The sequence below is a fragment of the Cupriavidus sp. FW306-01-F10A genome, from assembly GCF_058782785.1.
Genome location: NZ_JBYSYA010000013.1, coordinates 21,343 through 46,828 on the forward strand (window position 1 = coordinate 21,343; position 25,486 = coordinate 46,828).

At 68.6% G+C, this 25,486-nt stretch carries 22 protein-coding genes and 1 tRNA gene; 8 read left to right on the top strand and 15 right to left on the bottom strand.

From position 1 onward, the window contains the following. The first annotated feature begins 137 nt into the window (after positions 1-137). From AC3WLF_RS19075 to AC3WLF_RS19085, 3 genes are all read left to right on the top strand, one after another. The gene (locus AC3WLF_RS19075) at positions 138-437 is read left to right on the top strand and encodes a 4a-hydroxytetrahydrobiopterin dehydratase (RefSeq protein ID WP_492358638.1); all 300 of its coding nucleotides are present in this window, start codon (positions 138-140) and stop codon (positions 435-437) included. Between the two features lie 158 nt (positions 438-595). Next, complete coding sequence (locus AC3WLF_RS19080; RefSeq protein ID WP_011616251.1) at positions 596-1,300, top strand: response regulator transcription factor; 705 nt, start codon at positions 596-598, stop codon at positions 1,298-1,300. A gap of 128 nt (positions 1,301-1,428) precedes the next feature. Continuing rightward, on the top strand, positions 1,429-3,057 hold the full coding sequence (locus AC3WLF_RS19085; protein WP_492357064.1) for a sensor histidine kinase N-terminal domain-containing protein: 1,629 nt from the start codon (positions 1,429-1,431) through the stop codon (positions 3,055-3,057). Positions 3,058-3,100: 43 nt separating this feature from the next. On the opposite strand, the gene AC3WLF_RS19090 is transcribed toward AC3WLF_RS19085, so the two are convergent. Next, positions 3,101-3,616, bottom strand: a complete 516-nt coding sequence (locus tag AC3WLF_RS19090; protein WP_492352664.1) for an SET domain-containing protein — start codon at positions 3,614-3,616, stop codon at positions 3,101-3,103. A gap of 1,185 nt (positions 3,617-4,801) precedes the next feature. Between AC3WLF_RS19090 and AC3WLF_RS19095 the strand changes: the two genes are divergently transcribed. Beyond that, entirely contained in the window at positions 4,802-5,080 is a 279-nt protein-coding gene (locus tag AC3WLF_RS19095; protein WP_010811309.1) for an HU family DNA-binding protein, read from the top strand. 239 nt (positions 5,081-5,319) lie between these two features. Next, positions 5,320-6,336: a DUF2272 domain-containing protein gene (locus AC3WLF_RS19100; RefSeq protein ID WP_492321558.1), complete on the top strand. Its 1,017-nt coding sequence runs from the start codon at positions 5,320-5,322 to the stop codon at positions 6,334-6,336. A 74-nt stretch (positions 6,337-6,410) separates the two neighbouring features. On the opposite strand, the gene dinB is transcribed toward AC3WLF_RS19100, so the two are convergent. From dinB to AC3WLF_RS19115, 3 genes are all read right to left on the bottom strand, one after another. After that, positions 6,411-7,490 (bottom strand): DNA polymerase IV, encoded by a 1,080-nt coding sequence (dinB, locus tag AC3WLF_RS19105; RefSeq protein WP_492358639.1) that lies wholly within the window; start codon positions 7,488-7,490, stop codon positions 6,411-6,413. Between the two features lie 53 nt (positions 7,491-7,543). Further along, on the bottom strand, positions 7,544-8,449 hold the full coding sequence (gene rarD / locus AC3WLF_RS19110; protein WP_492321560.1) for an EamA family transporter RarD: 906 nt from the start codon (positions 8,447-8,449) through the stop codon (positions 7,544-7,546). Between the two features lie 151 nt (positions 8,450-8,600). Further along, the gene (locus AC3WLF_RS19115) at positions 8,601-9,737 is read right to left on the bottom strand and encodes a TRAP transporter substrate-binding protein (protein ID WP_492321561.1); all 1,137 of its coding nucleotides are present in this window, start codon (positions 9,735-9,737) and stop codon (positions 8,601-8,603) included. 349 nt (positions 9,738-10,086) lie between these two features. On the opposite strand from AC3WLF_RS19115, the gene AC3WLF_RS19120 reads away from it, so the two are divergent. Then, positions 10,087-11,907 carry a carbohydrate porin gene (locus AC3WLF_RS19120; protein ID WP_492321562.1) on the top strand — a complete coding sequence of 607 codons (1,821 nt, stop codon included), beginning with the start codon at positions 10,087-10,089 and terminating at the stop codon, positions 11,905-11,907. Here AC3WLF_RS19120 and AC3WLF_RS19125 read toward each other — a convergent pair. From AC3WLF_RS19125 to def, 11 genes are all read right to left on the bottom strand, one after another. Beyond that, positions 11,891-12,616 (bottom strand): aquaporin, encoded by a 726-nt coding sequence (locus tag AC3WLF_RS19125; protein WP_492358640.1) that lies wholly within the window; start codon positions 12,614-12,616, stop codon positions 11,891-11,893. The genes AC3WLF_RS19120 and AC3WLF_RS19125 overlap by 17 nt on opposite strands. A gap of 287 nt (positions 12,617-12,903) precedes the next feature. Beyond that, positions 12,904-13,524 (bottom strand): LysE family translocator, encoded by a 621-nt coding sequence (locus AC3WLF_RS19130; RefSeq protein WP_492352660.1) that lies wholly within the window; start codon positions 13,522-13,524, stop codon positions 12,904-12,906. 107 nt (positions 13,525-13,631) lie between these two features. Beyond that, entirely contained in the window at positions 13,632-14,123 is a 492-nt protein-coding gene (locus AC3WLF_RS19135; RefSeq protein ID WP_492321565.1) for a hypothetical protein, read from the bottom strand. 293 nt (positions 14,124-14,416) lie between these two features. Next, positions 14,417-14,492, bottom strand: a tRNA-Phe gene (locus AC3WLF_RS19140). A gap of 60 nt (positions 14,493-14,552) precedes the next feature. Continuing rightward, positions 14,553-15,263 (bottom strand): response regulator, encoded by a 711-nt coding sequence (locus tag AC3WLF_RS19145; RefSeq protein WP_492352659.1) that lies wholly within the window; start codon positions 15,261-15,263, stop codon positions 14,553-14,555. A gap of 52 nt (positions 15,264-15,315) precedes the next feature. Beyond that, positions 15,316-17,748 carry a sensor histidine kinase gene (locus tag AC3WLF_RS19150; RefSeq protein ID WP_492321567.1) on the bottom strand — a complete coding sequence of 811 codons (2,433 nt, stop codon included), beginning with the start codon at positions 17,746-17,748 and terminating at the stop codon, positions 15,316-15,318. Then, positions 17,745-18,638 (bottom strand): DUF4390 domain-containing protein, encoded by an 894-nt coding sequence (locus AC3WLF_RS19155; protein ID WP_492358641.1) that lies wholly within the window; start codon positions 18,636-18,638, stop codon positions 17,745-17,747. The genes AC3WLF_RS19150 and AC3WLF_RS19155 overlap by 4 nt, the downstream gene beginning before the upstream one ends. A 9-nt stretch (positions 18,639-18,647) precedes the next feature. Next, positions 18,648-20,048: a 16S rRNA (cytosine(967)-C(5))-methyltransferase RsmB gene (rsmB, locus tag AC3WLF_RS19160; protein WP_492321569.1), complete on the bottom strand. Its 1,401-nt coding sequence runs from the start codon at positions 20,046-20,048 to the stop codon at positions 18,648-18,650. A gap of 133 nt (positions 20,049-20,181) precedes the next feature. Further along, positions 20,182-21,042, bottom strand: a complete 861-nt coding sequence (gene htpX, locus AC3WLF_RS19165) for a zinc metalloprotease HtpX (protein WP_010811323.1) — start codon at positions 21,040-21,042, stop codon at positions 20,182-20,184. A 200-nt stretch (positions 21,043-21,242) separates the two neighbouring features. Further along, positions 21,243-22,256 (bottom strand): methionyl-tRNA formyltransferase, encoded by a 1,014-nt coding sequence (gene fmt, locus AC3WLF_RS19170; RefSeq protein ID WP_492358642.1) that lies wholly within the window; start codon positions 22,254-22,256, stop codon positions 21,243-21,245. Between the two features lie 151 nt (positions 22,257-22,407). Next, positions 22,408-22,914 (bottom strand): peptide deformylase, encoded by a 507-nt coding sequence (gene def, locus AC3WLF_RS19175; RefSeq protein ID WP_010811325.1) that lies wholly within the window; start codon positions 22,912-22,914, stop codon positions 22,408-22,410. Between the two features lie 160 nt (positions 22,915-23,074). Between def and AC3WLF_RS19180 the strand changes: the two genes are divergently transcribed. Next, on the top strand, positions 23,075-24,256 hold the full coding sequence (locus tag AC3WLF_RS19180; protein ID WP_492352655.1) for a LysM peptidoglycan-binding domain-containing protein: 1,182 nt from the start codon (positions 23,075-23,077) through the stop codon (positions 24,254-24,256). 7 nt (positions 24,257-24,263) lie between these two features. After that, positions 24,264-25,463, top strand: a complete 1,200-nt coding sequence (dprA, locus tag AC3WLF_RS19185) for a DNA-processing protein DprA (RefSeq protein WP_492358643.1) — start codon at positions 24,264-24,266, stop codon at positions 25,461-25,463. Positions 25,464-25,486 lie beyond the last annotated feature (23 nt).

The window sequence follows — 25,486 nt, forward strand, 5'->3', positions numbered from 1 at the left end:
CGGCAAACCCGGGGCGCGCTGCCCCGCTTCCCGCTTTGTGAAACAATGCCGGCATGCCCGCCGCCACGGCGCGGGCGGGCCGGCTGTCCGCATTGATTTGCGGCCTTCGTTTTCGTTACGACCAGATCGAGCCCCTTATGACCCCTCTTTCCCCGCAAGCCCGTGTCACGCTGCTGGCAGACCTGCCCGGCTGGGCCACCGTCCCGGACCGCGACGCGATCTTCAAGCGCTTCACCTTCCATGACTTCAATGCCGCCTTCGGCTTCATGACGCGCGTGGCGATCCAGGCCGAGAAAGCCGACCACCACCCGGAATGGTTCAACGTCTACAACCGCGTCGACATCACGCTGTCCACGCACGATGCCAACGGCCTGACCCAGCGCGACATCGACCTGGCCCACTTCATCGAGCGCGCCGCCGACGCGGTGACGGACTAAGCGCGGGCGCGGCGGCAGCGCCGGATCGGGCCGCTGTAGGCAATCCGTAAGGAAGCGGAGGCCCGCGGCTAGTACAATCTGCGGCAGGCCCGCACCTCCCGTGTGCGCCAAGAGGCCTTCCCTCCAGCCATGCCCAACTTCCTGCCCGAACTGCCGCCATGCGTATCCTGCTGATCGAGGACGACCGCCAGATTGCCAGCGGCGTCGAAGCCGGCCTGTCCCGCGCTGGCCACCAGATGCGCGTCGTCCACGACGGCGTCTATGCCACCGAACACCTGCTGCGCGAGCAGCACGACCTGGTCATCCTGGACCTGGGCCTGCCCGGCATCGACGGCATGACCCTGCTGGCGCGCTACCGCGCCCGCAACCGCACCACCCCGGTCATCATCCTGACCGCGCGCGACGAGCTGGAAGACAAGCTCTCGGGCCTGAACGCCGGCGCCGACGACTACCTGATCAAACCGTTCGCCCTGCCCGAGCTGGAAGCGCGCGTGCGCGTGCTGCTGCGCCGCAGCCAGCACGGCGAGGCCGCCCCCGAGCGCGACGTGCGCCTGGGGCGCCTGCGGCTGTCGGGCAACGACCGCCGCATGTTTATCGACGCCCGCCCGCTGGAGCTGTCGCCGCGCGAGTTCGCGGTGCTGGAGCTGCTGCTGCAGCGCCAGGGCCGCGTGGTCAGCAAGGCGCAGCTGCAGGACCACCTGGCCACCTTTGCCCACCCCGCCGGCGAAGGCGGCGACACCGTGGGCGACACCGCGATCGAGGTCTATGTGCACCGCGTGCGCAAGAAGCTCGAGGACAGCGATGTCGAGATCGTCACCGTGCGCGGCTTCGGCTACCTGCTGCAGATCCGCGCCGGACAATGAAACCGCTCCGGCCGCCGCGGTTATCCGACACGCGGCCCTGCCTTTCGGCCTAGCCGGCAATGTGGCCTCGCTCCCGCACCTCCTCCCGGGTTTCCTGGCGCACGGCCTCCCGCATCGCAACGCGGAACGTGCCCCCGGCTTCCGCCGCCGCTGACGCCGCCGGCGACACCCCTGCGCCCGCGGCGACGCGCCAGGCCTCCCGCCCCGGCTCCAACATCAGCCTGCGCGCGCACCTGCTGCGCGCACTGGCCACGCCGCTGTTTGCACTGGTGCTGACCAGCGGCTCGCTGTCGTACTGGCTGGCGGCGCACTACACCACGCAGGTGTTCGACCGCGCGCTGTATGGCGTGGCCAACAACATCGCCCAGCAGATCCGCATTGCCGGCCCGCGCCTGGAGCAGGACATCCCGATGATCGCGCAGACGCTGGTCGAGGCCGAGGGCACCGACCGCATCTACTGGCGCATCCACGGTCCCGACGGGCTGATCGGCGGCATGGACACCTGGCTGGGCTACGGCACCGGCCAGACCACGCTGCACGATGCGCGCCTGTTCTACGCCTGGTTCAGCGGCCGCCAGGTGCGCGCGGTGCGGCTGCCGGTGATGCTGCCCAGCGCCGCGGTGGACGAACTCGGCACCAGCGAGGCCGGCAAACCCGCGCGCGGGCCGATCGTGGTGGAGGTGGCGGAGCTGCTGGACCGGCGCGAGACCGCCGCCAACGAGATCCTGTTGTCGGTGTCGGTGCCGCTGATCCTGCTGCTGCTGGTCGGCAGCCTGATCCTGTCGCACGTGCTCAAGGAAGAGCTGGTGCCGCTGCAGATCCTCGCCGACAAGCTCAACCGGCAGACTGCCCGTTCACTCGCCGCGCTCGACGAGACCCAGGTGCCGGCCGAGGTGGCGCCGCTGATCCGCGGCCTCAATGCGCTGCTGGCGCGGCTGCGCGACGCGCTCGACGCGCAACGCAAGTTCATTGCCGATGCCGCGCACCAGCTGCGCACCCCGCTGACCGCGGTCAAGCTGCATGCCGACCGGGCCCAGGAAGCCGATTCGCTGGAAGTCGCCCGGCATGCGCTGCGCGAGGTGCAGACCGCCGCCGACCGCGCGGTACGGCTGTCCAACCAGCTGCTGTCGCTGGCGCGCGCCGAGCCGGGGCTGTCGCTGGAGCGTCTCGGGCCGGTGGAACACTTCGACCTGGCCGAGCTGGCCTTCGAGATCGGCGCCGAGTGGGTGCCGCAGGCGCTGGCGCAACGCATCGACCTGGGCTTCGAGATCCTGCCCGGCCCCACCTTCACCGGCAGCGCGCCCGCGGTGGTGCGCGGCAACCGGCTGCTGATGCGCGAGGCCCTGTCCAACCTGATCGACAACGCGGTGAAGTACGTGCCCGCGGGCGGGCGCATCACGGTGCGCGCCGGCGGCGAGGCCATGGGTCACCGCGGCATGGCGGTGGTGATGGTCGAAGACAACGGCCCCGGCATCCCGCCGCAGCGGCGCGAGGAAGTCTTCAAGCGCTTCTTCCGCGGCGACCGCGCCCCCGAGCCGGGCGGCGGGCGGGCGGCCCACAGCGGCGGCGCCGGGCTGGGGCTGGCCATCGTCCATGAGATCGTGACGCTGCACCAGGGCACCATCCGCATCGAGGACGTGCCGCCGGTTCCAGGTGCGGCCGGCGATGCACCGGCCGCGGACGGCGCGCCCGAACGGCGGCCGACCATGCGCTTCGTGATCCGGATCCCCTGCGAACCACCAGGATCGGTGGCCTGAACCCGCCGCTGCGCTGGCGGCGGCGCGGGTTGGGACGCGCGCCTTACTTGGCCTTCTTCTTCTTTTCCTTCGGTGCCAGCATGGTGCCGCGGCATTGCGGGCTGCCGCAGCGGCACTCGAATTCCTTCTTCAGCTTGGCGGTATAGCGCGCGTCGATGACCAGGCCGTAGTCGTAGAACAACTCCTCGCCCTGGGCAATGTCGCGCAGCGCGTGGATAAACACGCGGCCCTTCTTCTCGCGCGCCTCGCAATTGGGTTCGCAGGCGTGGTTGATCCAGCGCGCGCGGTTGCCGCCGTACTTGGCGTCGATCACGCTGCCGTCGTCCAGGCTGAAGTAGAAAGTGTGGTTGGGATCGCTGGGATCGTGCGGATGGCGCTCCAGCGCCTTCTTCCACGAAATATGCTCGCCCTTGTACTCGATCACGCGTTCGCCTTCGGCGATCTGGCCGATCGCATAGACCCCCTTGCCGTGCACGCCTGACTGGCGCACCTCGATCCGGTCGCTCGCCGTCTTCTTCTTGCCCTCGTCCGCTGCCTTGCGCTTTGCCTTGTCCGCCATTTGCCTTTCCGTGCTCGTCGCCTGTTGTGCCTGAGTGGCCCGCTGTGCCGGCCGTTCCGGCGCGAGCGGGGATGATACCGGTGCAACCGTGACACGTATACGTAACACCCCTTCCGGCGACCTCACCGTATACGCCTTGGTTGCAATTGGCACGTATACGGCACCCCGTTTCCGCCTCAGCCGCCGCCCGTTTACGTCCCCGCGTGTGGATAACCCCGCCTCGAACTGTGGACAAGCACGCGGATTGGATGTGGGCTGCCTGGGGCTGGCATGGGGATGCCTCAGGCATAAGTCGGAGGGCTTGCGGCACTGGCCTCCTCCGGATGGCTGAGTCATCCACCTCGACCAACATTGGATACGACCACTTCTCGTTTACGTAAACCGTTGAACCGAAAGACGTTTACGTGGTTTTCCACAGCAGGAGCGGGTGTTTACTTACTACTACTATTTGTATACATGAAAGAAAAAGGTAAACCGAAAGAACGAACCAACGGCGTCGGCAACAGAATGCCCCCAAGGCATCATCCGAATGGCCGGGACCGTAAACGTCGCGATAGCGCGAAACTTTGTGGTTTTGGGTTTGAAGATTGGGCGTATACCTCGGGCGTATACGCCCAATCACACCGACTTGCGCGTATACGCTGCCAGACAGTATCTGGAGCCGGTCCGTAAACCGATCCTGCAAGGCGCCATGCATGCCCCGAATAGCTGCTCTGTTCGCTGTCAGGCCCGGTGATCCGATAACATGCAACATAGTGCAGTCGGTGCCTCCCGAGGCTGCCAGAGCGTCTGCAAGCGCTTCTGGCCGTCGCTGGCTCTCCAGGCCTGTCCAATACGCCTCGGCGTGCGCAGAGGGCCTCTGAGAGCCTCTGGTGAGGGATGGGTGAGGGCACAGGCACCCGGTCCGCGCGCCATCGCGCCTGCGCGGCTTGGGTGCCCTGCCCTGTCAGCTTAGGGCGCTTTCGTCACCTTCCGCCGCTTGCGATGGCTGTACCCAGCTGCGTCGATTTGCCGCGAAGCCCAGCCTGGCGCGGCCTCGCGGAAACTGCCAGGTAACAATCTGTTCCCGGTGCGCCTTGTCCGACACGGTATCATGTGGCCCGCGGCGTCTTTGCCGGAGCGGTGCCAGTCAGGCCGCCCGGCATGCGGACGCCTGTGTTTTATCAACTCGATACGGAGTGAAGCATGACGAAAACCGAACTGATCGACGCTATCGCAGCCGGGGTGGACGGTCTGACCAAGTCCAAGGCGGAACAGGCACTGAACGTGACCCTGTCGGCCATCATGGACGCCGTGGCCAAGGGCGAAACGCTGAGCCTCATCGGCTTTGGCACGTTCAGCAAGGGCGAGCGTGGCGAGCGCATGGCGCGCAACCCGCGTACCGGCGAAGAAATCAAGGTCGAAGCAGCCAAGACCGTGAAGTTCAAGGCTGGCCAGAAGTTCAAGGACGCTGTCAACCAGTGAGCCTGACGGGCTGCACTGCAGGGCCCGAATTGTCAGACCCCGCCATGCCGCCGCCCGGTGCCCGAGGGTGCAGGCGAGCGCCAGGCGGGGGACGTTATCCACAGCAGTAAGCTGATTTTCTGCAGTATCCGCCGCATCGCTGAATCCGCCATCGGGGCGATCGCGCGCGAAGTCTTCCAACAGGCGTCCAGCCGTGGCCGTGACAGGCCGGACCGGGTGCCGTGCCACATGGGGCCTCCATGCTTGCCCGTCCGCCGCGCCGCAGATCTCCACAGCGTTATGCACAGCGCTTTCCACAGCCGGTTCCACAGCTTTCTCCACAGGCTGCAGGCGCCATGCGCGCGGCCTGCGTTGCCGTGGCGCTGGCACTGCTGAGTGCCTGCACCACCGTCAGCGAGCCGGTGCGGCCGCAGGCGAGCGCCCTGCCCGACACCGAAAGGCCGGTGACGCGCCCGGGCGCCACGCCGCGCGAACGCATCGTCGAGATCGCCACGCAGGAATGGGCCCGCTGGGGCGGGCAGGTGGTGCGGCTGGGCCGGGACGACACCTCCTGCGTCACCTACAGCCCGGTGCCCGCACCGGAACTGCCTGCGCCACTGCCAGAGATCCCGGAGGCCCAGCCAGCTTCCCCCGCGGAGGCCGGGGCACCCGCTGCCGCCACCACCGACACCGAATCCAAGACCAACGGCAATCCGCCACCCGCCGCCAGCTGCCTGTCCTTTCCGGACGGCACCGGCATGGAAGCCACGCCCCTGGGCTGCTCGCTGGCGCGCCGCTACTGGGGCATCGTCGGCGAAGCGCCCGGGTGCCGGCAGGTGACGCAGGGGTCCTGGGCCTGGTCGGCGGTGTTTATCTCATGGGTGCTGCGCAAGGCGGGGCTGGACGAGCGCCAGTTCCTGACCGGGCAGTCGCACTCGATGTACGTGGTCGATGCCCGCGACGGCATCCTGCCCAGGCCAGCCTTCCATATCGAGCCCGTGCCCGCCATGCCCAGGCCCGGCGACATCATCTGCGCCGGGCGCGGGCGCGACCGCTATCTCGAGGACATCGCCGAAATCGGCTTCGGGACCACCCCCATGCATTGCGACATCGTGGTCGGCGTGGATCCGGCAACGCGCGTGGTGCGTGCCATCGGCGGCAATGTCCAGCAGTCGGTGTCGATGGAGGAGATCGAGCTGGGCGATTCGGGCCGGCTCGACGGCGTCACCAATTCGCATATGCCGTGGCTGCTGGTGATGCGCAACGACCTGCAGTAGCTGGTTTATTGATGCGATTTATCAGGGTGTCCTGATTTTATTTGCGTTGATTATTCGCGGGAATAATCATGCGATTAGTCGAACAGTTCCAGTTGCGACGTATCCCGGTCGCTGGTCCCTACCCCCACCCCCAGCAGCCGCACCGGCAAGCCCCGGCGCGCATGGCCCTCGGCCAGCAGGCGCGCGTAGACGGTGCGGTCCGGCGCGTGGCCGCGGCATTCCACCGTGGTCTGGCGGAAGTCAGAGAAGCGCAGCTTCACGGTCAGCTTGTCGATGGTGTCGTGTGCCTGAGCCCGGTCGATGCGGGCTTCGAGCATGGCGATCAGCGGTTCCAGCTCGGCCATGCAGGCCTGCAGGTCGGGCAGGTCGTTGGCATAGGTCTCTTCCACGCTGATCGACTTGCGCTCGCGCTCGGGCGTGACCTCGCGCTCGTCGACGCCGCGGCACAGCTTGTAGAGCCGCGCCCCGAAGACCCCGAACTCGCGGTGCAGCCGGTCCGGCGACCACGGCCGCAGGTCGCCGCAGGTCTCGGCACCCAGGCGCCGCAGCTTGGCCGCGGTGACCTTGCCCACGCCGTGGATGCGCTCCACCGGCAGCGCGGCGACAAAGCCATCGACCGCCGCCGGCTTGACCACGAACAGTCCGTCGGGTTTGTTCCAGTCGCTGGCGATCTTGGCCACGAACTTGCTCGGCCCCACCCCGGCCGACACCGTCACCCCCACTTCATCGCGCACACGCTGGCGGATTTCCTCGGCGATGCGGGTGGCGCTGCCGGCGTGGCGGGTGCAGAGGCTCACGTCCAGGTAGGCCTCGTCCAGCGACAGCGGTTCGACCAGCGCGGTGTATTCGCGATAGATCGCGAAGATCCGGCGCGAGACCTCGCGGTACTTGTCCATCGCCGGGCGCACGATCAGCAGGTTCGGGCAACGCTTGAGCGCCTGTGCCGACGGCATCGCCGAACGCACGCCGAAGGCGCGCGCTTCGTAGTTGCAGGTGGCAATCACCCCTCGCCGGTCGGGCGAGCCGCCCACGGCCATCGGGCGGCCGCGCAGCGAGGGGGCGTCGCGCATCTCGACCGAGGCGTAGAAGCAGTCGCAGTCGCAATGGATGATCTTGCGCTGGACCGAGGGAGTGGCATCAGGCGGGGCGGACATGGTGGCCAGGCACCGTATTGGTTATCCGTGCGACGAATGAAATGGCTTGATTTTTAGTTGGTTTCATTGATCGATTGGATGATAGTGGGCTTCTGCCGCGCATTCATCCATAGCCCCTCGGCCGCATACAAGGCCAGCGACAGCCAGATCAGCGCGTAGCCGACCTGCTTCTGCGCCGGGAACGGCTCGTTCCACAGCCACACGCCCAGCAGCAGCTGCAGCGTCGGCCCGGTGTACTGCAGCAGGCCCAGCAACGACAGCGGAATGCGCCGCGCGCCGGCCGCAAAGAACAGCAGCGGCACCGCCGTGACCGGCCCGGCCAGCAGCAGCAGCCACTGCGTACCCGGCGCTGCGTGGGTGAAGCTGTCCTGGCCGGTGGCGAACAGCCAGGCCAGTGCCGCCGCGGCCAGCGGGAACAGCAGCAGCGTCTCCAGCGACAGCCCTTCCAGCGCACCCAGCGCGCCAGTCTTGCGCAGCAGGCCATAGCCGCCGAAACTGGCCGCCAGCCCCAGCGCGATCCACGGCAGCTGGCCTGCCGCCACCGTCAGCCAGGCCACCCCGGCCGCGGCTACCGCGATCGACAGCCATTGCACCCGGCGCAGCCGCTCGTGCAGGAACACCACGCCCAGCAGCACGCTGAACAGCGGGTTGATGAAGTAGCCCAGGCTGGCATCGACCACGCGGTTGGCCGACACCGCCCAGATGTAGAGGAACCAGTTGGCGCACAGCAGCGCCGCGCTGGCGCCGAACGACAGCAGCAGGCGCCGGTCCCTGAGCACCCGGCCCAGCCACGCCCACTGGTGCCGCCAGGTCAGGATCAGGCCGAGGAATACCAGCGACCACACCATCCGGTGCAGCAGGATCTCCAGCGGTGCAATGCCGGGCAGCGATTTGATATAGAGCGGGAGCAGCCCCCAGATGACGTAGGCCAGGAGGGCGTAGAGAATGCCGAGTTGCATAGGGATTTCCGGTAGATGCCGGCGATTCTACCGGCGCCGCGCGATCCCCGCCCGACGGGCGCCCGCCTGCCGTGGCCAACAAAAAACCCCATGCTCCCGAGGGAACATGGGGTTTGCGGCAGGCCCCGGGGCGGCCGGGGCAGTGTGCCGCTTACAGCTTGCGCGCGAAGCTGAACTGGGCGAAGCCCTGTTCGGCCACGTTGAACCAGGCGGCCTGGTTGTTGCGGAACACGCGCCAGTCGTCGTAGATCTTCTTGAACGACGGGTTCTTGGCGGTTTCGTCGGCGTAGGATTCCTGGGTCGCCTTGAAGCAGGCCTCCATGATCTCCTTGGAGAACGGGCGCAGCTTGACGCCGTTTTCCAGCAGGCGCGCCAGCGCCTGCGGGTTGACCGTGTCGTACTTGGCCATCATGTTGGTGTGCGCCTCGATGGTGGCGGTTTCCAGCGCGCGCTTGTACAGCGCCGGCAGCTTCTCGTACTCGGTGGCCGAGGCGTAGAACGACAGCTGCGCGCTGCCTTCCCACCAGCCCGGGTAGTAGTAGTACGGCGCCACCTTGTAGAAGCCCAGCTTCTCGTCATCGTACGGGCCCACCCACTCGGCCGCGTCGATGGTGCCCTTTTCCAGCGCCGGGTAGATGTCGCCGCCGGCGATCTGCTGCGGCACCACGCCCAGGCGCGACAGCACCACGCCGGCAAAGCCGGCGATGCGGTACTTCAGGCCCTGCAGGTCGGCCACGGTCTTGATTTCCTTGCGGAACCAGCCGCCCATCTGTGCATTGGTGTTGCCGCCCAGGAAGTTGACGACGTTGTATTCCTTGAAGAACTCGCGCATCAGCTTCATGCCGTTGCCCTGCATCATCCAGGCGTTCTGCTGGCGTGCGGTCAGGCCGAACGGGATGGTGGTGTCAAAGCACAGCGTCGGGTTCTTGCCGAAGTAGTAGTAGCCGGCGGTGTGGCCGATCTGCACGGTGTTGTTCTGCACCGCGTCCAGCACCTGCAGGCCCGGCACGATTTCACCGGCGGCAAACACCTTGATGTTGAACTTGCCGTCGGTCAGTTCCTTGACGCGGGCCGACAGCAGCTCGGCACCGCCGTAGATGGTGTCGAGCGACTTGGGGAAGCTCGAGGCCAGGCGCCATTCCACGGCCGGGTTGCTGCCGACCACGGCCGGCGCTGCCGGGCCGCTGGCGGCGGCAGGTGCTGCCTTCTCTTCACCCTTGCCGCACGCGGCCAGTGCCCCCGTGGCGGCCACGGCCGACGCTTTCAACAGAAAGGAACGACGTTCCATCTCCACTTCTCCTCTTATAGATATTGATTCGGATGCAGGCTCGCGGCTTGCATGATGCCGCGCGCCGGACCGTGACGCACCAGCCGCCGGGGTACAGCGGCTTGCGCAACGCTGTGCCTGTTGCGAACGGGCACGGCGGCGTGCCCTGCATGCCTGGCGCCGGTCGCGGGCCACGGCAAAGGGCTGTCTTACCCGAAAGACAAGCCAGCCGATTATAGCGGTGGCTCTTTCGCCACGGGGTATCGCGCAAGTGCGGGTTTTCGCTAGTCAATCGCGCCATATCCCGGGGTTTTTCGCATTGTGAGACGGCGCACAGTGTGATGGATTTTGTAACCCGGCTTGCGGTCAAATGGGTCGGCTGATAAAAAACAGTCCCGCCTCCGGAGCCCTTGCCTGCTCCGGCCATCGTTGTTGCTTGACTGAATTGCTGTCCGAATTGCCGCCAGTCTCCCGTCGAATTCCCGCCATCCCGCTTTGTCCCGGCCCTGCCGGACGCGATGGCCTGCCCCTGCGCCGCCTCGGTTTTGCCGTGCTGGCCGCGTGGGGCCTGGTCGCGTGCGCGCAGACCGGGGATGCGACGACCAGCGCGACCACCCCGCCGCCCCGCATCGAACCGCGCCCGGCGGTGCCGCCGGTGGTGACCGCTGGTTCGGCGCTAGCCGCCGGGCCTGCTGCCACGCCGGCCACGGCAAGCACGGAGGATCCGCTGGCGGCGCTGATCGCCGGCGAAGCGGCACCTGCGGCCAGCGTGACCGTGCCAGCGGCACCGGCGCCAGGCACCACGGGCGAGCCGGCTGCCCAGCCCGGCGTGCAGCCTGACGGCAGCGCGCCGGCAACCCTGGCCGGCACCAGCCCCGCTGCCGACCCGAGCTTCGTCGGACCGCCTGAACCGCCACCCCAGCCGCCGCCGCCACTGGTGCTGTTCCCGCCCCGGCTCGGCCAGTTCCAGGCCGAGGCGCCCGCCGAGCCGGCGGACAGCACCACCGGTGGCACACCGCCGGACGCCCCGCCGGTACTGCACTCGCAGCTGCCCGCCGACGACCCCGCCGGGGATTCCGTGTGGCGCCTCGGCTACAGCGGCCGCGCCGCGGCCGAGGAACGCCCGGCCACCATGCGCGCCTGCCCCGGCGGCGCGCTTTCCACCGGTATCGGCAACGGGCTGGCCTGCCGCAGCGCCGGCGAGGTCAAGATCCGCGAATCGGTGCTGGACCTGGATGGCGGCGCGCAGGTGATGCTGATCGCGCAGGCGCGCGGCACCGACGCCACCACGGTCAATGGCCGCCCCGCGGCGATCGATCCCTACGCCCTGGTGCCGCAGTTCTATACCGCCGTCAGCGGCCTGGCGGTGCTGGACGGCGCCACCATGTGGGCCGGCCGGCGCGACAATGCGCCGTTCCTGCTGTCGTCCGGCCTGCTGCCGCCCAATTCCACGGCGATGCGCTTCGGCGTCGACAACGCCAAGGTGATCGGCGATATCGGCCTGAGCTACCAGTACACCGCGCGCGCCGACCAGAACGGCCAGAACCTGCCCAGCTACCACTCGCTGCGCACCGCGCCCATCAATACCAACGAACAGGGTTCGATCCAGCTCGGCTTCACGCGGGTGGAGGCGCAGCCGCTGGTGGAAGACCCCGGCGGTGCATGGTGGGCGTCTGCGTTGCACGAGCAGAAGGGCGTGCTGTTCGGCACCAACCGGCTCGGGGTGCAGTTCGGATCGGGATCGCGCACCGCCATGACCGGCTACACCGGAATGGGACCGGCGCTGTCGCGCACGCGCGTGGCGGAATCGATGGAATGGAAGGGCCGTTCAGGGCTGAGCGGCGCGGTGGAGCAAAGCCTGCAGTTCGACCGGTCGCCGGTCGGCACGCTGCAGTGGACCACCACGCGCTTGCGTCCTGCCTACGTTGCCAGCAACCAGTTCCGCCTGAACTTCGAGGTCTCGCACGACCAGATCTCGTCCGGCTTCGGCGTCAGCGGCCAGCGCACCGCGCTGACCGTGGCGCCCACGCTGACGCTGGGCAAGTCGGCCGGCAATGCCAACCTGCGCGCCTTCTACACCTATAGCCGTGCCAGCGACGTCGACGGCATCGGCTACACCGCGCCGGCCGACGCGTGGGCCTCGCAGGCGAGCGGCTCGATCTTCGGCGTGCAGCTCAATCGGCGCTGGTAGGGGCGCTGGCGGGCGCAGCGCGCCAGTCGGCCTGCGCCGTGGCGGCCGCAGCGGGTTTGCGGCACAGCCAGTGGAACAGCAGCGTGGCAGCCAGCCCGCCGCCGATCTGGGCCAGCACGAAGCCCGGCACGTCCTGCGGCCGGATCCCGGTAAAGGTATCGGTCAGCGCGCAGGCGATGGTCAGTGCCGGGTTGGCAAACGAGGTCGACGACGTGAACCAGTAGCCCGCGGTGATATAGCCTGCCACCACGAACGGCACCAGCTGCGGCCGGCTGCGCAGCGTGCCGATGCCCACGCCGACCAGGCCGAAGGTGGCCACGCACTCGCTCCACCACATCGCCGCGCCGGTGCGGCTCTGCGCCGACCAGGCCAGCGCCGGCTCGCCGAACATCGCATGGGCGGCCAGCACGCCGCAGACGCCGCCCGCCACCTGCACCATCACATAGCGCAGCGCATCGCGCGGCGGCAGCGTGCCCTGCAGCAGCACCGACAGGCTCACCACCGGGTTGAAATGCCCGCCCGAGACCGGGCCCAGCGACACCAGCAAGGCCACCAGCCCAGCCCCGGTGGCCAGCGAATTGGCCAGCAGCGCCAGCGCGGTGTCGCCTGCGGCGAGGCGCTCGGCACGGATGCCGGAGCCCACCACGATCGCCACCAGCAGCGCCGTGCCCAGGCCTTCGGCCACCAGGCGGCGTGCGAGCGTACTCATCGGTGCGCTCCGTTGACGGCGCGCGGCAGCGATAAAGCGGAGCAACGAACGGGATACGAGAGCGGCCGCGAGATCGCGGCAAAGGCAGTAAGGAAAACGTGCAGCGGCAAGATGGACAACGTCGCCTGAGACGACGCCTCGAACGGTGGCGGTTCAGTAGCAAGCCCGCGCGCACGCGGTGAGCGCGGACGCGACAGTGTTCCGCTCGCGCATGGAGCGCGTCAATGCGTGGCCGCTTTGTTGTGTGCAGACGCGCGGTATCGAATCGCCGCCCTGGCCGCGGGCCGTTACCGGTTGCTGGCCGCCAGCCGCAGGCCGAAGCCGACCAGCGCGATCCCGGCCAGTCGCGTTGCCAGCGTGCGCGCGAACGGCAGCGCCCGCAGCCGGCTGGCCACTGCGTTGCCCGCCAGCACCAGCGCTGCCTGGTAGGCAAGGCTGAGCACCGTGACGTGGGCCATCATCGCCGCCAGCGTGGCCGGCGACGCATCCGGGCGCAGGAACAGCGGGAAGAACGCGACAAAGAACAGCACCACCTTGGGGTTGGTCAGGCTCACCGTGAAGCCCTGGCGCAGGTATACGCGCGCAGACTTGCGCGGCTCGGGCGCGCCGGCGTCCGTGGCAAAGCGCGTACGCAGCAGCTGCACACCCATCCAGCACAGGTACGCGGCACCGAACCATTGCAAGCCGTGGAACAAAAGCGGATTGGCCTGCATCACCGCCGCCAGTCCCGCCACCGCGGCGAGCATGTACACGAGGTCGCCCAGCAGCGTGCCGCAGAGCGCTCCCATGCCGGCCGCCACGCCATTGCGCGCGGTGGCGTTGAGAATGGCGATCGTGCCCGGCCCGGGGATCAGCTGGAACACCAGGATGGCGAGCACGAAGCTGGTGTAGTTCTGGATGTCGAACATGGCGGCCTGGCAGTGTTGGATGCGAGCGCGGGATGCTTCGCTGCCGCCATGTTAGTGCAGCCTGGCTTATCGCGACAATGGGAATGGCTTCACCGCCGCAAGGCGCCTCAGCGCAGCAGGAACGCGATGTCCTCGACGCGGATCTGTGCCACCGGAATGCCCTTGCGGCGCTGGAACAGGATGTGCTGCTGCACGCGGCTGCGCTGCTCGGCAAAGGCCGCGGGATCGATCGGCGCGCCCAGGCGCATGTAGTGCTGCACCAGCAGCTTGTAGGCGCGGTGGCGCACCTGCATGGCCTCGGTCTCTGCGCGCAGCCGCCGGATCTCTGCCGGGCTGCGGTCGATTGCCTGGTGCAGCTCTTCGACCGTGCGCGCATGCAGCTCGCGGTAGACGTCGCGCTCGGCCTCCATCTGGTGCAGCTCGTCGCGCAGCGCGCGGATCTTGTGCTGCAGCTTCAGCGTTTGCGAGACCGCCTGCTGCACCCGCCCCGCCGCTCCCAGCGCGTGGCTGGCCGCGGCCATGGTGCTCTTCCACAACCCGCGCTCGTCGCCCGCAGTCTGCGGCGGCCAGCGGTTGTTTGTCCCGATCAACGTATCCATCAGACCCCCCGGTAAGAAAGTAAGCCCTGGACCGGGTGTCCGCGTTATGGGTGCGGCTTGGCCGGCTCGGTCCGCGCCGCCGGGCGGCAGCGCATCAGGGCATCGTAGAGATACATAGATCGGCTGCCAAGTAGAAGATATTTACTTCTGGGTTGGCTGTTGCGCGTTGCTGGCGTTGAGCCGGGATGTGTACGCCGTTGCGGCGACAGGACGGGGACGTGAGTCCGGATGCGTTTATGACACTGCGCCCCAATGCAAAAAGCCCGGCTGCGGGAGCCGGGCTTTTCTTGTTCTGGTGGCCTGGGACGGAATCGAACCGCCGACACAAGGATTTTCAATCCTCTGCTCTACCGACTGAGCTACCGGGCCAAAGAAGCGAAACTATAACTGGACTTTTTTGGTCAGTCAAGCGTCATGTGCGTCACAGCCTCATTGCTCGGCCGGCTCGGGCTTGTTGCGGCCCAGTTCGACGCCGAGCTGCTTGAGCTTGCGGTACAGGTGGGTGCGCTCCAGCCCGGTCTTCTCGGCCACGCGGGTCATGCTGCCGTGTTCGCGCAGCAGGTGGTATTCGAAGTAGGCGCGCTCGAACAGGTCGCGCGCTTCGCGCAGCGGCATGTCGAAGGAGAACTGCATCTCGGCCTCGGGCACGCGCGCGGGGCTGCCGTTGGCGGCGGCCTCGGCGGTGGCCTCGGGCACGATCTCTGACGAACCGGGTTCGGCAGACGGTGCCGTGGCGGGCGCGGCGGTGGTGGCCGAGCTGCTGCGCGGGCGTTCGATGCCGCGGGCCAGGCCCTGCTCGACCGCGGACAGCAGCTTCTGCAGTGCGATCGGCTTCTCAAGGAAATTGAGCGCGCCGATCTTGGTCGCCTCGACCGCCGTATCGATGGTGGCGTGGCCCGACATCATGATGACGGGCATCGTCAGCTGTCCCTGCGCGGACCATTCCTTGAGCAGGGTCACGCCATCGGTATCGGGCATCCAGATATCGAGCAGCACGAGGTCGGGCGTACCCGCTGCGCGGTATTCGCGCGCTTGCAGCGCGTTCTCCGCGAGTTCAACCACGTGGCCTTCGTCGCTGAGGATCTCCGAGAGCAGCTCCCGGATTCCCATTTCGTCATCGACTACGAGGATCGTTGCCATACTTCCCCTCTTAACCCCACCGCAGCGTTCCGGGACCGGACGCCATTGTTGACTATGTCAGTTTAACGAACAGGATCGAGATCTGTGCACCGACGATCTCCGCACCTTCCATGCGATTGCGCATCTCGATTCGCGCGCCGTGTTCGTCAATGATCTTCTTTACCATCGCGAGCCCCAGGCCCGTGCCCTTGGCTTTCGTGGTCACGTAGGGCTCGAACGCACGGCTCAGGATTCGTGGCGCAAAACCGGGACCATTGTCCGCAATGGTGAGCTTGACGGCCTGCCGGTTTTCGCCGGCAGAATCTTTGTATTCTACAGTCTCGGTGTTCAGAGTGATATGGGGCGCCGCCCTACCGGCCGCGACGTTCTCGGTGGCGGCATCCTGTGCGTTCTGCAACAGGTTGTGGATGACCTGGCGCAACTGCGTCGGATCGCCCTTGATCTCGGGCAGCGCCGTGCCCAGCGTCGGATGAATCACCGGATGCTCGTGCACTGCGGGATCATCGATGCCATACAGGTGCAGCACTTCCGCCACCAGGCTGTTGAGCTGCAGCGACTGCAGCACCGCGGGCGGTGTGCGCGCGTAGTCGCGGAAGTCATCGACCATGCGCTTCATCGCGGCCACCTGGTTGACGATGGTGGCGGCGCCACGCTTGAGCACATCGGCGTCGGTGCCTTCGAGCTTGGGCGAGAGCTTCATCTGCAGGCGCTCGGCCGAGAGCTGGATCGGCGTCAGCGGGTTCTTGATCTCGTGCGCAAGGCGCCTGGCCACCTCGCCCCAGGCCACCGAGCGTTGAGCGGAAATCACATCGGAGATATCGTCGAAGACGATCACGTAGCCGGGCTCATCGCGCTCGCCGCCGGGCAGGCGTGCGCCGCGCACCAGCAGCGTAAGCGGCTGTTCCTCGCCCTGCGGCAGCTCGATCTGCTTCTGCCAGTGCTCGGCGCCGCCCAGCACCTCGCTGGTGTTCTGGTCCGAGAAGGCCTGGCGCACGATCTCGCCGAACGGCCCCATGCCAGGGATCTGCTCAACCGGCAGGCCCAGCACCGCGCCGAACGGCTGGCGGAAGATGCGCTCCGCGCCCGGATTGGCGGTAATCAGCACGAAGCGGCGGTCGAACACCAGCACGCCGGCGGTCAGGTTCTGCAGCACGCTTTCCAGGTAGGCCTTCGATTGCTCGAGCGCGGTGCGGTTCTCTTCCACCGCCAGCCGCGCCTCGGCCAGCTGGCGCGTCATCTGGTTGAACTGCTGCGTGAGCATGCCGAGCTCGTCGCGGCTTTTCAGTTCGCGCTTGGGCGAGAGGTCGCCCTCGGCCACTTCCTTGGTCCCCTGCAGCAGCATCAGCAGCGGCCGCGCCAATTGCCCGCCCAGCAGCAGCGCCAGCATCACCGCGATGAACACGGCCAGGAACAGCGTCAGCGTCAGCGTGCCGATATACATCTTGCGCAGGCCGGTGCGGCCCAGCGCCTTCTCCTGGTATTCCTGGTATGCGCGCTGGACCTCGTCGGCATTGCGCGCGAGCACCGCCGGCACCGGGTGCAGCACCTGCAGGTAACGCTCTTCGCGCACGGTCTCGCCAACCAGGCCGAAGCCGCTCGACGGCGATTCCTCCGGGCGGCGCTCGACGGACAGGCCGGAACCGGCCCAGCGCGGCGGCTTGGCCAGCGCGCGCGGGGCGCTGCCGCCTGCCGCGTCATCCTGTGCCGTGGTCGGGCTGGCGCCCAGCGGAATGATCACGCGCAGCCGGTACAGGTGGCTGCTGTCGACGCGCTCGGGGCTCGGGCTGCCGTCGCCCGACGGGTCGGTGCCGCCCTCCACCGCCGCGTAGCCGCCGGCCAGCCGTGCCTGTTCGGCCAGCACGCCCGAAGGCAGGTCCGGCACCAGCGACGCGTAGTTGCTGGACGCCGTGGCCAGCACGCGGCCGCTGCCGGTGAAGATGGCGGCTTCCTGGACGCCATACTGCTCGCGCAGCCGGTTCAGCTGCAGCGAGGTGGCCACGCCGGAGGCGCCGGCGAGCTGCTCGGCCATCAGGCGTGCCTTGACCTGCAGGTCGGCGAGCGAGCTGTCGATGGTGGAGCGGCCCAGGTTCAGGCCGGCCTCGAGCGCGGTTTCCACGCGCACGTCGAACCAGGACTCGATGCTGCGCGAGACGAACTGCAGCGATACCAGGTAGATCAGCACGCCGGGCAGCACGCCCACCACGCCGAAGAACACGGCGAGCTTGGTCATCAGCCGCGTGCCGAACTTGCCGCGGCGATAGCGCAGCCACAGCGTCAGCGCCAGCGCACCCACGATCAGCACCAGCAGGGCGCCGATCACCAGGTTCACCTTGAACAGCAGCGTGAAATAGCGATCGAAGAATTCGGTGTTGGCCGATGCGCCGGCCAGCAGGCCCACCAGCACCAGTGCCAGGAAGACGATGATCCCGGCCACGACGCGGTACAGCACGCGCCGGAACCGGCTGTCCCACAGCGAGTTGTTCATGGCTGGCTCGAGGCGGGCTGCAGCAGCAGTGCGGGCGACAGTCCGTACGACACCGTCTGCATGGTCAGGCCGCGTGAGTCAATGGCAGCGGCAGGCGCCGACGCAGGCGCGGGTACGGCGGGCGAGGCCGGCAGCGCCGGCGATGCGGGCCCTGGGGCCGGCGCGGGCGGCGGCGGCGCTGCGGGCGGCGGGGGTGGCGGCGCTGCGTTCAGGTCCGTCGGCACCGTATAGGCGAAGCGCCGCCAGTCGGAGGCCAGGTTCCATTCACGCGTGTTGACGGCGTTGATCTGGAACGGCTTGGGCAGTTGCGACAGGTCCAGCCGCATGCGCACTTCCGCGTGGTAGGTCTCGCCCGGCTTGACCACATTGCGCTCGAACACGCGCCAGCCGCGCACGCGCTGGATGAACTGCAGCGCGCCCTTCAGGCGCGTGAACGGCAACTGCAGGCCGCCGGTGGAGACACGGTACTGGCGCGTCAGCGGCTGGTACGACAGGCGCACGCTGCGGGTGGTGTTGACCGGCTTGTCGTCGAACCAGTACCAGCGCGAGCGCGAGAGCTGGAAGTCGACCGCGAAATAGAGGGAGATGCCCTTGTGCAACGCGTCTTCCAGCGCGGGCGGCAGGTCGAAGTCGAAGCTGGCGGCGAGCTCGAAGCCGCCGTCCTGGAACTCGATGCGCGCCTCGGTGGCCTCGATGACCTGCGCGCGCGCGACGGGCGGCAGCCACAGTAGCGAGGCGAGCGCCAGCACCAGTGCCAGCCACCACCGCGCCAGCAGGCCACGCCTGCCCGCGCCGCCGGGGCGCAGATGCAGGCACGCCCGGTCCGCGGCAGCGTCCACGTTCGTGTCCACCATGACGCGGAAGTCTGACAGGCGCGGCGTGCTCAGCATCGGATCAGATCAGGCGCGTTTCTGGAAGCGGGCGTAGAAGAAGCCATCATGATCCGACGGCAGGCTGGTGCCGGCAGTGGTGTCCTTTTCGCCATTGGCGCCGGCGGCTTGCGTGGCATGGGTGCCGGGCAGCAGCTGCCCCGGCGCCTGCAATCGTATCGCATCTGCCAGCTGTGCACCAAACCAGCGCGCCTGCTCCTCGCCTTCCGTTGGGAAAATAGAACAGGTGACATAGACCAGGATGCCGCCCGGTTTGAGCAGCGGCCACAGTTGCGAGACGATGCGGCGCTGCTCGGTGATGAGCTTGGCAATATCGGTCTCGCGGCGCAGCCAGCGGATATCGGGATGGCGCCGCACAATGCCCGAAGCCGAGCACGGCACGTCGGCCAGGATGCGGTCAAAGGGCTGGCCGTCCCACCAGTCGGCGGGCCGGCTGGCATCGCCGACCACGATCCGCGCTTGCTTGCCCAGGCGCGCCAGGTTCTCGGCGATGCGGGTGGTGCGCTGCGGGTCGCTTTCCACCGCGGTGACTTCAATATCGGCCAGTTCCAGCAGGTGCCCGGTCTTGCCGCCGGGCGCCGCGCAGGCATCCAGCACGCGCATGCCGTCGGCCACCTCGAGCAGCGGAGCGGCCAGCTGCGCGCCGGCATCCTGCACCGAGACCACGCCTTCGGCAAAGCCCGGCAACTGCGTCACCGGCACCGCGCGCACCAGGCGCACGGCCTGCGGGCCGACCACATGGCCAGCCAGGCCGGCGTTGGCAAGATCGGTCTGGTACTGCTGCACGGACACGCGCGCGGTGTTGACGCGCACCGTCATCGGGGGGCGCACATTGGCGCTGGCGGCCAGGGCCATCCACTGGTCCGGGTAGGCCTCGCGCAGCATGCGCAGCCACCACGGCGGCAGGTTCCAGCGCGCCTGCTCGTCGCGGTTGACCTCGGCCAGCAGCGCCTTGCGTTCGCGCAGGAAACGGCGCAGCACCGCGTTGACCAGGCCGCGCGCATGCGCAGTCTTGGGTTCGGAGGCGGCGGCGCTGACTGCCTGGTCGACCACGGTGAAGGTGCTGTAGCCCGGGCGGCCGGCGTCCGCGCCGTCCTGCTTGTCGCGCGGGCCCGGTGCGTGCTCCAGCAGCAGCGCCAGCGCCACCGCCAGCAGCGAATCGACCTGCGCGCCCGGCGGGCGCGTGACCAGCTTTGTCACCAGTGCGCGTGCCGTGCCGAACTGGCGCATGGTGCGATAGGCGATGTCCTGCAGCGCGCCGCGCGTGGCGGCATCCTGCACGCGGTCCAGCCGCAGTTGCGCGGCGGCGTCCTCGATCGCCTGGGGCAAGGCTGTGCCTTCGCTGACGGCGCGCACCGCGGCGGCGGCGCCAAGCATCTGGAAGGCAAGCGAATCGGGAGGCAGGCGCATATCGGTCAGGCGGCGGATCAGGCGTTGGAATCGGGAAGCAGGCCGGCGCGGGCACAAAAAAAAGCCCGCCGGTCCATGCGGAACAGCGGGCAGTTTACCCTGTGCGGGGGCCCTGCCCCGGATTTCCGGCCGCTCAGGCGGGATAGGTGCCGGTCTGGGCCATCTGCATCAGGCGCGCGATGCGCTCCTCGGTGGCCGGGTGGGTCGAGAACAAATTGGCGATGGCGCCGCCCGAGAGCGGGTTCATGATCATCATCTGCGCCGTGGCCGGGTGTTCTTCGGCCGCCTGGAACGGGATGCCCTGGGCGTAGCGGTGGATCTTGTCCAGTGCGCTGGCCAGTGCCTGCGGGTCGCCGCTGATCTCGGCGCCGCCGCGGTCGGCTTCGAATTCACGTGCGCGCGAGATTGCCATCTGGATCAGCGATGCCGCCAGCGGGGCCAGGATTGCCACGGCAATGCTTGCGATCGGGTTGCTGCGGTTGCCGTTCTCGTCGCGGCCGCCGAAGAACATTGCCATATTGGCCAGCGCCGAGATCGCACCGGCCATGGTGGCGGCGATGGTCGAGGTCAGGATGTCGCGGTGGCGCACGTGCGCCAGCTCATGTGCCATCACGCCGCGCAGTTCGCGCTCGGACAGCACCCGCAGGATGCCGGTGGTGGCCGCCACCGCGGCGTGCTCCGGGTTGCGGCCGGTGGCAAAGGCGTTGGGCGCGTCTTCGTTGATCAGGTACACGCGCGGCATCGGCAGGCCGGCGCGCTGCGCCAGGTCCTGCACCATGCCGTAGAACTGCGGCGCGCTGCCGGCGTCGACTTCCTGCGCGTTGTACATGCGCAGGACCATCTTGTCCGAGAACCAGTAGGAGAAGAAGTTCATGCCCAGCGCAAGCAGCAGCGCCATCATCATGCCGCTGCGCCCGCCGATCATGCCGCCGATGACGATGAACAGCGCCGTGATGGCCGCCATCAGCATGAAGGTCTTGACCCAGTTGAACATTGCGGTGATCTCCGTGTAATCGTGAGTCGCGTCCCGGGGGAAAGCGGACGCGATGACCGTTAGATAGGGGGCGATACCCGAAAATTCAACGGCTGTTCAACGGCTGTTCAACGGTTTCAGGGGGGAGCCGTGGCCGCTTGCGCCGGCCGGGGCGGTGCCGCCGGCACTTATGCCGCCATGTGCGGCCAAGGCCCGTCCGATCATGCCTGCGCGGCGCCGTTGCCGGGTACCGCGCAGCGCGTGCCCGGCGGCAGCGGCAGGGCCTGCAGGAACTGCTGCGCCGGCTGGCGGCGCCCGCCCGGCTTCTGCAGCTCGGTGACCTGCAGTGCGCTGCCCTCGCCGCAGGCGATGATGATGCCGGCGGCGTCGGCCGCCAGCACCGTGCCGGGCGGATGCGGCAGGCTGCTGGCGGCGGCCAGCGGCACGGCCTGCCAGCACTTGATCACGGTATCGCCGACCTGCACCGTCGCGCCCGGGAAGGGGTTGAACGCGCGCACCTGGTTGGCCAGCGCCGCGGCCGGGCGGCGCAGGTCCAGCGGGGCCTCGTCCTTGGCGATCTTCTCGGCGTAGGTGACGCCTTCGGCCGGCTGCGGCGTGGCGGCCAGCGCGCGGCCGGCGGCCAGCTCCTGCAGCGCTGCCACGGTCATGCGCGCGCCCAGCGCGGCCAGCGTGTCGTGCAGCGTGCCGGTGGTGTCGTCCGGGCCGATCGGCACGGCCTCGCGCGTGAGCATGTCGCCGGTGTCCAGGCCTTCGTCCATCTGCATCAGCGTGATGCCGGTCTCGGCATCGCCCGCCTCGATGGCGCGGTGGATCGGCGCCGCGCCGCGCCAGCGCGGCAGCAGCGAGCCGTGGATATTCAGGCAGCCCAGGCGCGGCAGGGCCAGCACCTCGGCCGGCAGGATCAGGCCGTAGGCGGCCACCACCATCACGTCGGGGGCGGTGCCGGCGAGCGCGTCGATGGCCGCGGCGGCGTCTTCCGGGTACTTGCCCTGGCGGCGCAGCGAGCGCGGCTGCAGCACCGGCCCAAGGCCGCTGGCGGCGGCGAACTGCTTCACCGGGCTGGCGTGCAGCTGCAGGCCGCGGCCGGCGGGGCGGTCAGGCTGCGTCAGCACCGCCACGACGGGAAAACCGGCGGCGTGGATGGCTTCCAGCGCGACGCGCGCGAACTCGGGCGTGCCGGCAAAGGCGACACGCAGGGGTCTGGCTTGGGACATGGCAGGTTCCGTGGCCTGAAACAGGACCGGCCGCTATCGCGGCCGGTTCTTTTGTTCTTCGGAAGTCATAAAGATAACAGACCCCGCGCGGGTGCCGCGCGCTGGCGGCGGGATTCCGGGCGGGCTGTTACATCTTTGTGGCAGGGCGCCGCTACATGCGGGTGCGCTCGCGCTTCTGCAGCTTGCTCTTGATGCGGTTGAGCTTGAGCGGCGACAGGTATTCGACAAAGACCTTGCCGCGCAGGTGATCGATCTCATGCTGGATGCAGACAGCGAGCAGGTCGTCGGCCTCGAGCTCGAAGCTCTCGCCCTTCTCGTTGAGCGCGCGCACGCGCACCCGGTCGGGGCGCTCGACGCGGTCATAGACCTCGGGCACCGACAGGCAGCCCTCTTCCCAGACCTTGCGGTTGTCGCTGGCCCAGACGATCTCCGGGTTGATAAAGACCTGGAGCTGGTCGCGCGTTTCCGAGACGTCGATCACCACCACCTGCTCATGCACGTTGACCTGCGTGGCGGCCAGCCCGATGCCGGGCGCTTCGTACATGGTTTCAGCCATGTCCTTCACCAGCTGGCGGATGCGGTCGTCCACTGCCGCAACGGGTTTGGCAACGGTGTGCAGACGGGGATCGGGGTAGGTCAGGATATCGAGTTTTGCCATGATGCTCAGGCGCAACGCCGGCGGCTGCCGGCAACCGGGCCGCGTTGCGGCGGCGGGTGTTTACATGCAGAATCGGGGCGCAAGTACAAAAATTCAAGGCGCGCCGAAACAGGCACGCTCTCCCGGGTCAATCCGGCCGAACCACCGGCCGGTCAGGAAAATGCGCGATCTTACCAAAGAACACCAGGCGGCGTCGGGCCGCAGGCTGCACGCGTTCATCCCTAAGCTTGCCTATGCGTTGTTGAGTGCCGCCGGCTTCACTGCCGCGGCCACGCTTCCGGCCCTGGCCGCGGACCTCACGGTCACGCCGGCACAGCAGGCCGAAGCCCAGCGCACGGCCCAACAGGGCATCCCCGTTTCAGACCTGGCTGCCAATGCGCCGTCGCAGTACACCGTGCGCACGGGGGACACGCTGTGGGGGATCTCGGGCCGCTTCCTGCGCCAGCCATGGCGCTGGCCTGAGCTATGGGGCATGAACCAGCAACAGATCCGCAACCCGCACCTGATCTATCCGGGACAGATCCTGTACCTGATCCAGCGCGACGGCCGCGCCTGGCTGTCGACCACGCCCGCCGGCAGCGGCACGGTGCGCCTGTCGCCGCAGATACGCGGCAACGCCGCCGACGGCGCCGCCATCCTGAGCATCGCGTCCTCCGATATCGAGCCCTTCCTGATCCGCCCGCTGGTGGTCGACCAGGATACGCTGGCCACCTCGGCGCGCATCGTCGCCGTGTCCGAGTCGCGCGTCATCCTTGGCCGCGACGACACCGGCTATGCGCGCGGCATCCCCGCCGACGCGCCGCAAGGCAGCGACTGGCAGGCCTACCGCCCGGTCACCCCGGTGCGCGACCCCGTCTCCAACGCCGTGCTCGGCTACGAGGCCGAATACGAAGGCAACGTGCGCCTGGCGCGCGGTGCGCAGGGCCCGGATGCGGTCTCGACCATGCAGGTCACGCAGGCCAGGCAGGAAATGGGCGTGGGCACGCTGCTGATGCCGCAGCCCGCGCGCGAAGCGGCGCGCTATGTGCCGCACGCGCCCGATACGCAGCTCGACGGCCGCGTGGCCAAGGTCTATGGCGGGGTCGAGTTCGGCGGCGCCAAGCAGGTGGTGGTGCTCAACCTCGGCAGCCAGGCCGGGGTTGAGCCCGGGCATGTGCTCGCGCTGTCGCGCACCGGCGAGACCGTCGCCGACAAGACCGACAGCAACCGCGCCATCCGCCTGCCTGATGAGCGCTACGGCCTGGCCTTTGTCTTCCGCGTGTTCCCGGGGGTGTCGTATGCGCTGGTCACCGACGCCTCCAACGTGATCGCGGTCGGCGACCGGGCGACCTCGCCGCGCTGAGCCGGCCTTGGCGACATCGCAGGCGGCCCCGGCGGCCGCCGCTTCCCTTTGCCATGCCGGCGCTGCCCGGCAGCTCACCACGCGCGATCCCGACGAGCTGAAGGCGTGGCTGCAGCTCGCCTGCGCGCCCGGCGTCGGCCCGGTCACGGTGCGCCTGCTGCTGACCGCATTCGGGTTGCCGCAGCAGATCCTGGCGCAGAGCGTGGCAGCGCTGTCGTCCGTCGTCCCCAAGAAACACGCCCGCGCGGTGCTGGCCAGGCCCGGCACCGGGCTGCCGGCACTGGTCGAACGCACCCTTGCCTGGCTCGGCACGCCCGGCAACCACTTGGTCACGTTTGGCGACGACGCCTACCCTGCCCGCCTGTTCGACCTGCCCGACCCGCCGCCGCTGCTATATATCAAGGGCGATCCCGCGCTGCTGGCGCGTCCTGCGGTGGCCATCGTCGGCGCGCGCGGCGCCACCGAGCAGGGCAAGCGCGATGCGCAGGCGTTTGGGCGGGCGCTGTCCGAGTCGGGGCTGGCGGTGGTCTCGGGGCTGGCGCTGGGCGTCGATGCCGCCGCCCATGCCGGCGGGCTGCAGGGTTGCGGCGGTACCGTCGCTGTTACGGGTACGGGGGCCGACCGGGTCTATCCGGCCGAGAACCTGGCGCTGGCGCACGAAGTGGCCGCGCGCGGCGCCATCGTTACCGAATTCCCGCTCGGCATGCAGGGCCTGCCTGCCAACTTCCCGCGCCGCAACCGCATCATCGCCGCGCTGGCGCGCGGGGTGCTGGTGGTGGAGGCCGCGGCGCGCTCGGGCTCGCTGATCACCGCACGGCTGGCGGCCGACCTGGGGCGCGAGGTATTTGCGGTGCCGGGCTCGATCCACGCGCCGCTGTCAGCAGGCTGCCACCTGCTGATCCGCCAGGGCGCGAAGCTGGTGGAGCGCGTGGAGGATGTGCTGGAAGAGATCAACCTGCTGCCGGCACCTGCCCGCCCCGCTGCCGCGCGCGTTCCCGCGTCCGTACCGGAGCAACCAGATCTTTCTGACTTTGCCGGCCACGCCGACCCCCTGCTGGCCGCTCTCGGCTACGATCCGGTTACGCTGGATGCGCTGTGCGAGCGCAGCGGCCAGCCGCCGGAAGCCGCCGCGGCGCGCCTGCTGGAACTGGAACTGGCCGGGCACGCCGAGCGTCTACCGGGAAACCTGTTCCGGCGGCTTGGGTGAGCTGCAGCGCAATACCGATACAA

Bases quoted from the DNA above. Each gene is read 5' to 3' on its own strand.
- AC3WLF_RS19075 (WP_492358638.1), top strand. From the start codon at position 138: ATGACCCCTCTTTCCCCGCAAGCCCGTGTCACGCTGCTGGCAGACCTG.
- AC3WLF_RS19080 (WP_011616251.1), top strand. From the start codon at position 596: ATGCGTATCCTGCTGATCGAGGACGACCGCCAGATTGCCAGCGGCGTC.
- AC3WLF_RS19090 (WP_492352664.1), bottom strand. From the start codon at position 3,616: ATGGCGGACAAGGCAAAGCGCAAGGCAGCGGACGAGGGCAAGAAGAAG.
- AC3WLF_RS19095 (WP_010811309.1), top strand. From the start codon at position 4,802: ATGACGAAAACCGAACTGATCGACGCTATCGCAGCCGGGGTGGACGGT.
- AC3WLF_RS19100 (WP_492321558.1), top strand. From the start codon at position 5,320: ATGCTTGCCCGTCCGCCGCGCCGCAGATCTCCACAGCGTTATGCACAG.
- dinB (WP_492358639.1), bottom strand. From the start codon at position 7,490: ATGTCCGCCCCGCCTGATGCCACTCCCTCGGTCCAGCGCAAGATCATC.
- rarD (WP_492321560.1), bottom strand. From the start codon at position 8,449: ATGCAACTCGGCATTCTCTACGCCCTCCTGGCCTACGTCATCTGGGGG.
- AC3WLF_RS19115 (WP_492321561.1), bottom strand. From the start codon at position 9,737: ATGGAACGTCGTTCCTTTCTGTTGAAAGCGTCGGCCGTGGCCGCCACG.
- AC3WLF_RS19120 (WP_492321562.1), top strand. From the start codon at position 10,087: ATGGGTCGGCTGATAAAAAACAGTCCCGCCTCCGGAGCCCTTGCCTGC.
- AC3WLF_RS19125 (WP_492358640.1), bottom strand. From the start codon at position 12,616: ATGAGTACGCTCGCACGCCGCCTGGTGGCCGAAGGCCTGGGCACGGCG.
- AC3WLF_RS19130 (WP_492352660.1), bottom strand. From the start codon at position 13,524: ATGTTCGACATCCAGAACTACACCAGCTTCGTGCTCGCCATCCTGGTG.
- AC3WLF_RS19135 (WP_492321565.1), bottom strand. From the start codon at position 14,123: ATGGATACGTTGATCGGGACAAACAACCGCTGGCCGCCGCAGACTGCG.
- AC3WLF_RS19145 (WP_492352659.1), bottom strand. From the start codon at position 15,263: ATGGCAACGATCCTCGTAGTCGATGACGAAATGGGAATCCGGGAGCTG.
- AC3WLF_RS19150 (WP_492321567.1), bottom strand. From the start codon at position 17,748: ATGAACAACTCGCTGTGGGACAGCCGGTTCCGGCGCGTGCTGTACCGC.
- AC3WLF_RS19155 (WP_492358641.1), bottom strand. From the start codon at position 18,638: ATGCTGAGCACGCCGCGCCTGTCAGACTTCCGCGTCATGGTGGACACG.
- rsmB (WP_492321569.1), bottom strand. From the start codon at position 20,048: ATGCGCCTGCCTCCCGATTCGCTTGCCTTCCAGATGCTTGGCGCCGCC.
- htpX (WP_010811323.1), bottom strand. From the start codon at position 21,042: ATGTTCAACTGGGTCAAGACCTTCATGCTGATGGCGGCCATCACGGCG.
- fmt (WP_492358642.1), bottom strand. From the start codon at position 22,256: ATGTCCCAAGCCAGACCCCTGCGTGTCGCCTTTGCCGGCACGCCCGAG.
- def (WP_010811325.1), bottom strand. From the start codon at position 22,914: ATGGCAAAACTCGATATCCTGACCTACCCCGATCCCCGTCTGCACACC.
- AC3WLF_RS19180 (WP_492352655.1), top strand. From the start codon at position 23,075: ATGCGCGATCTTACCAAAGAACACCAGGCGGCGTCGGGCCGCAGGCTG.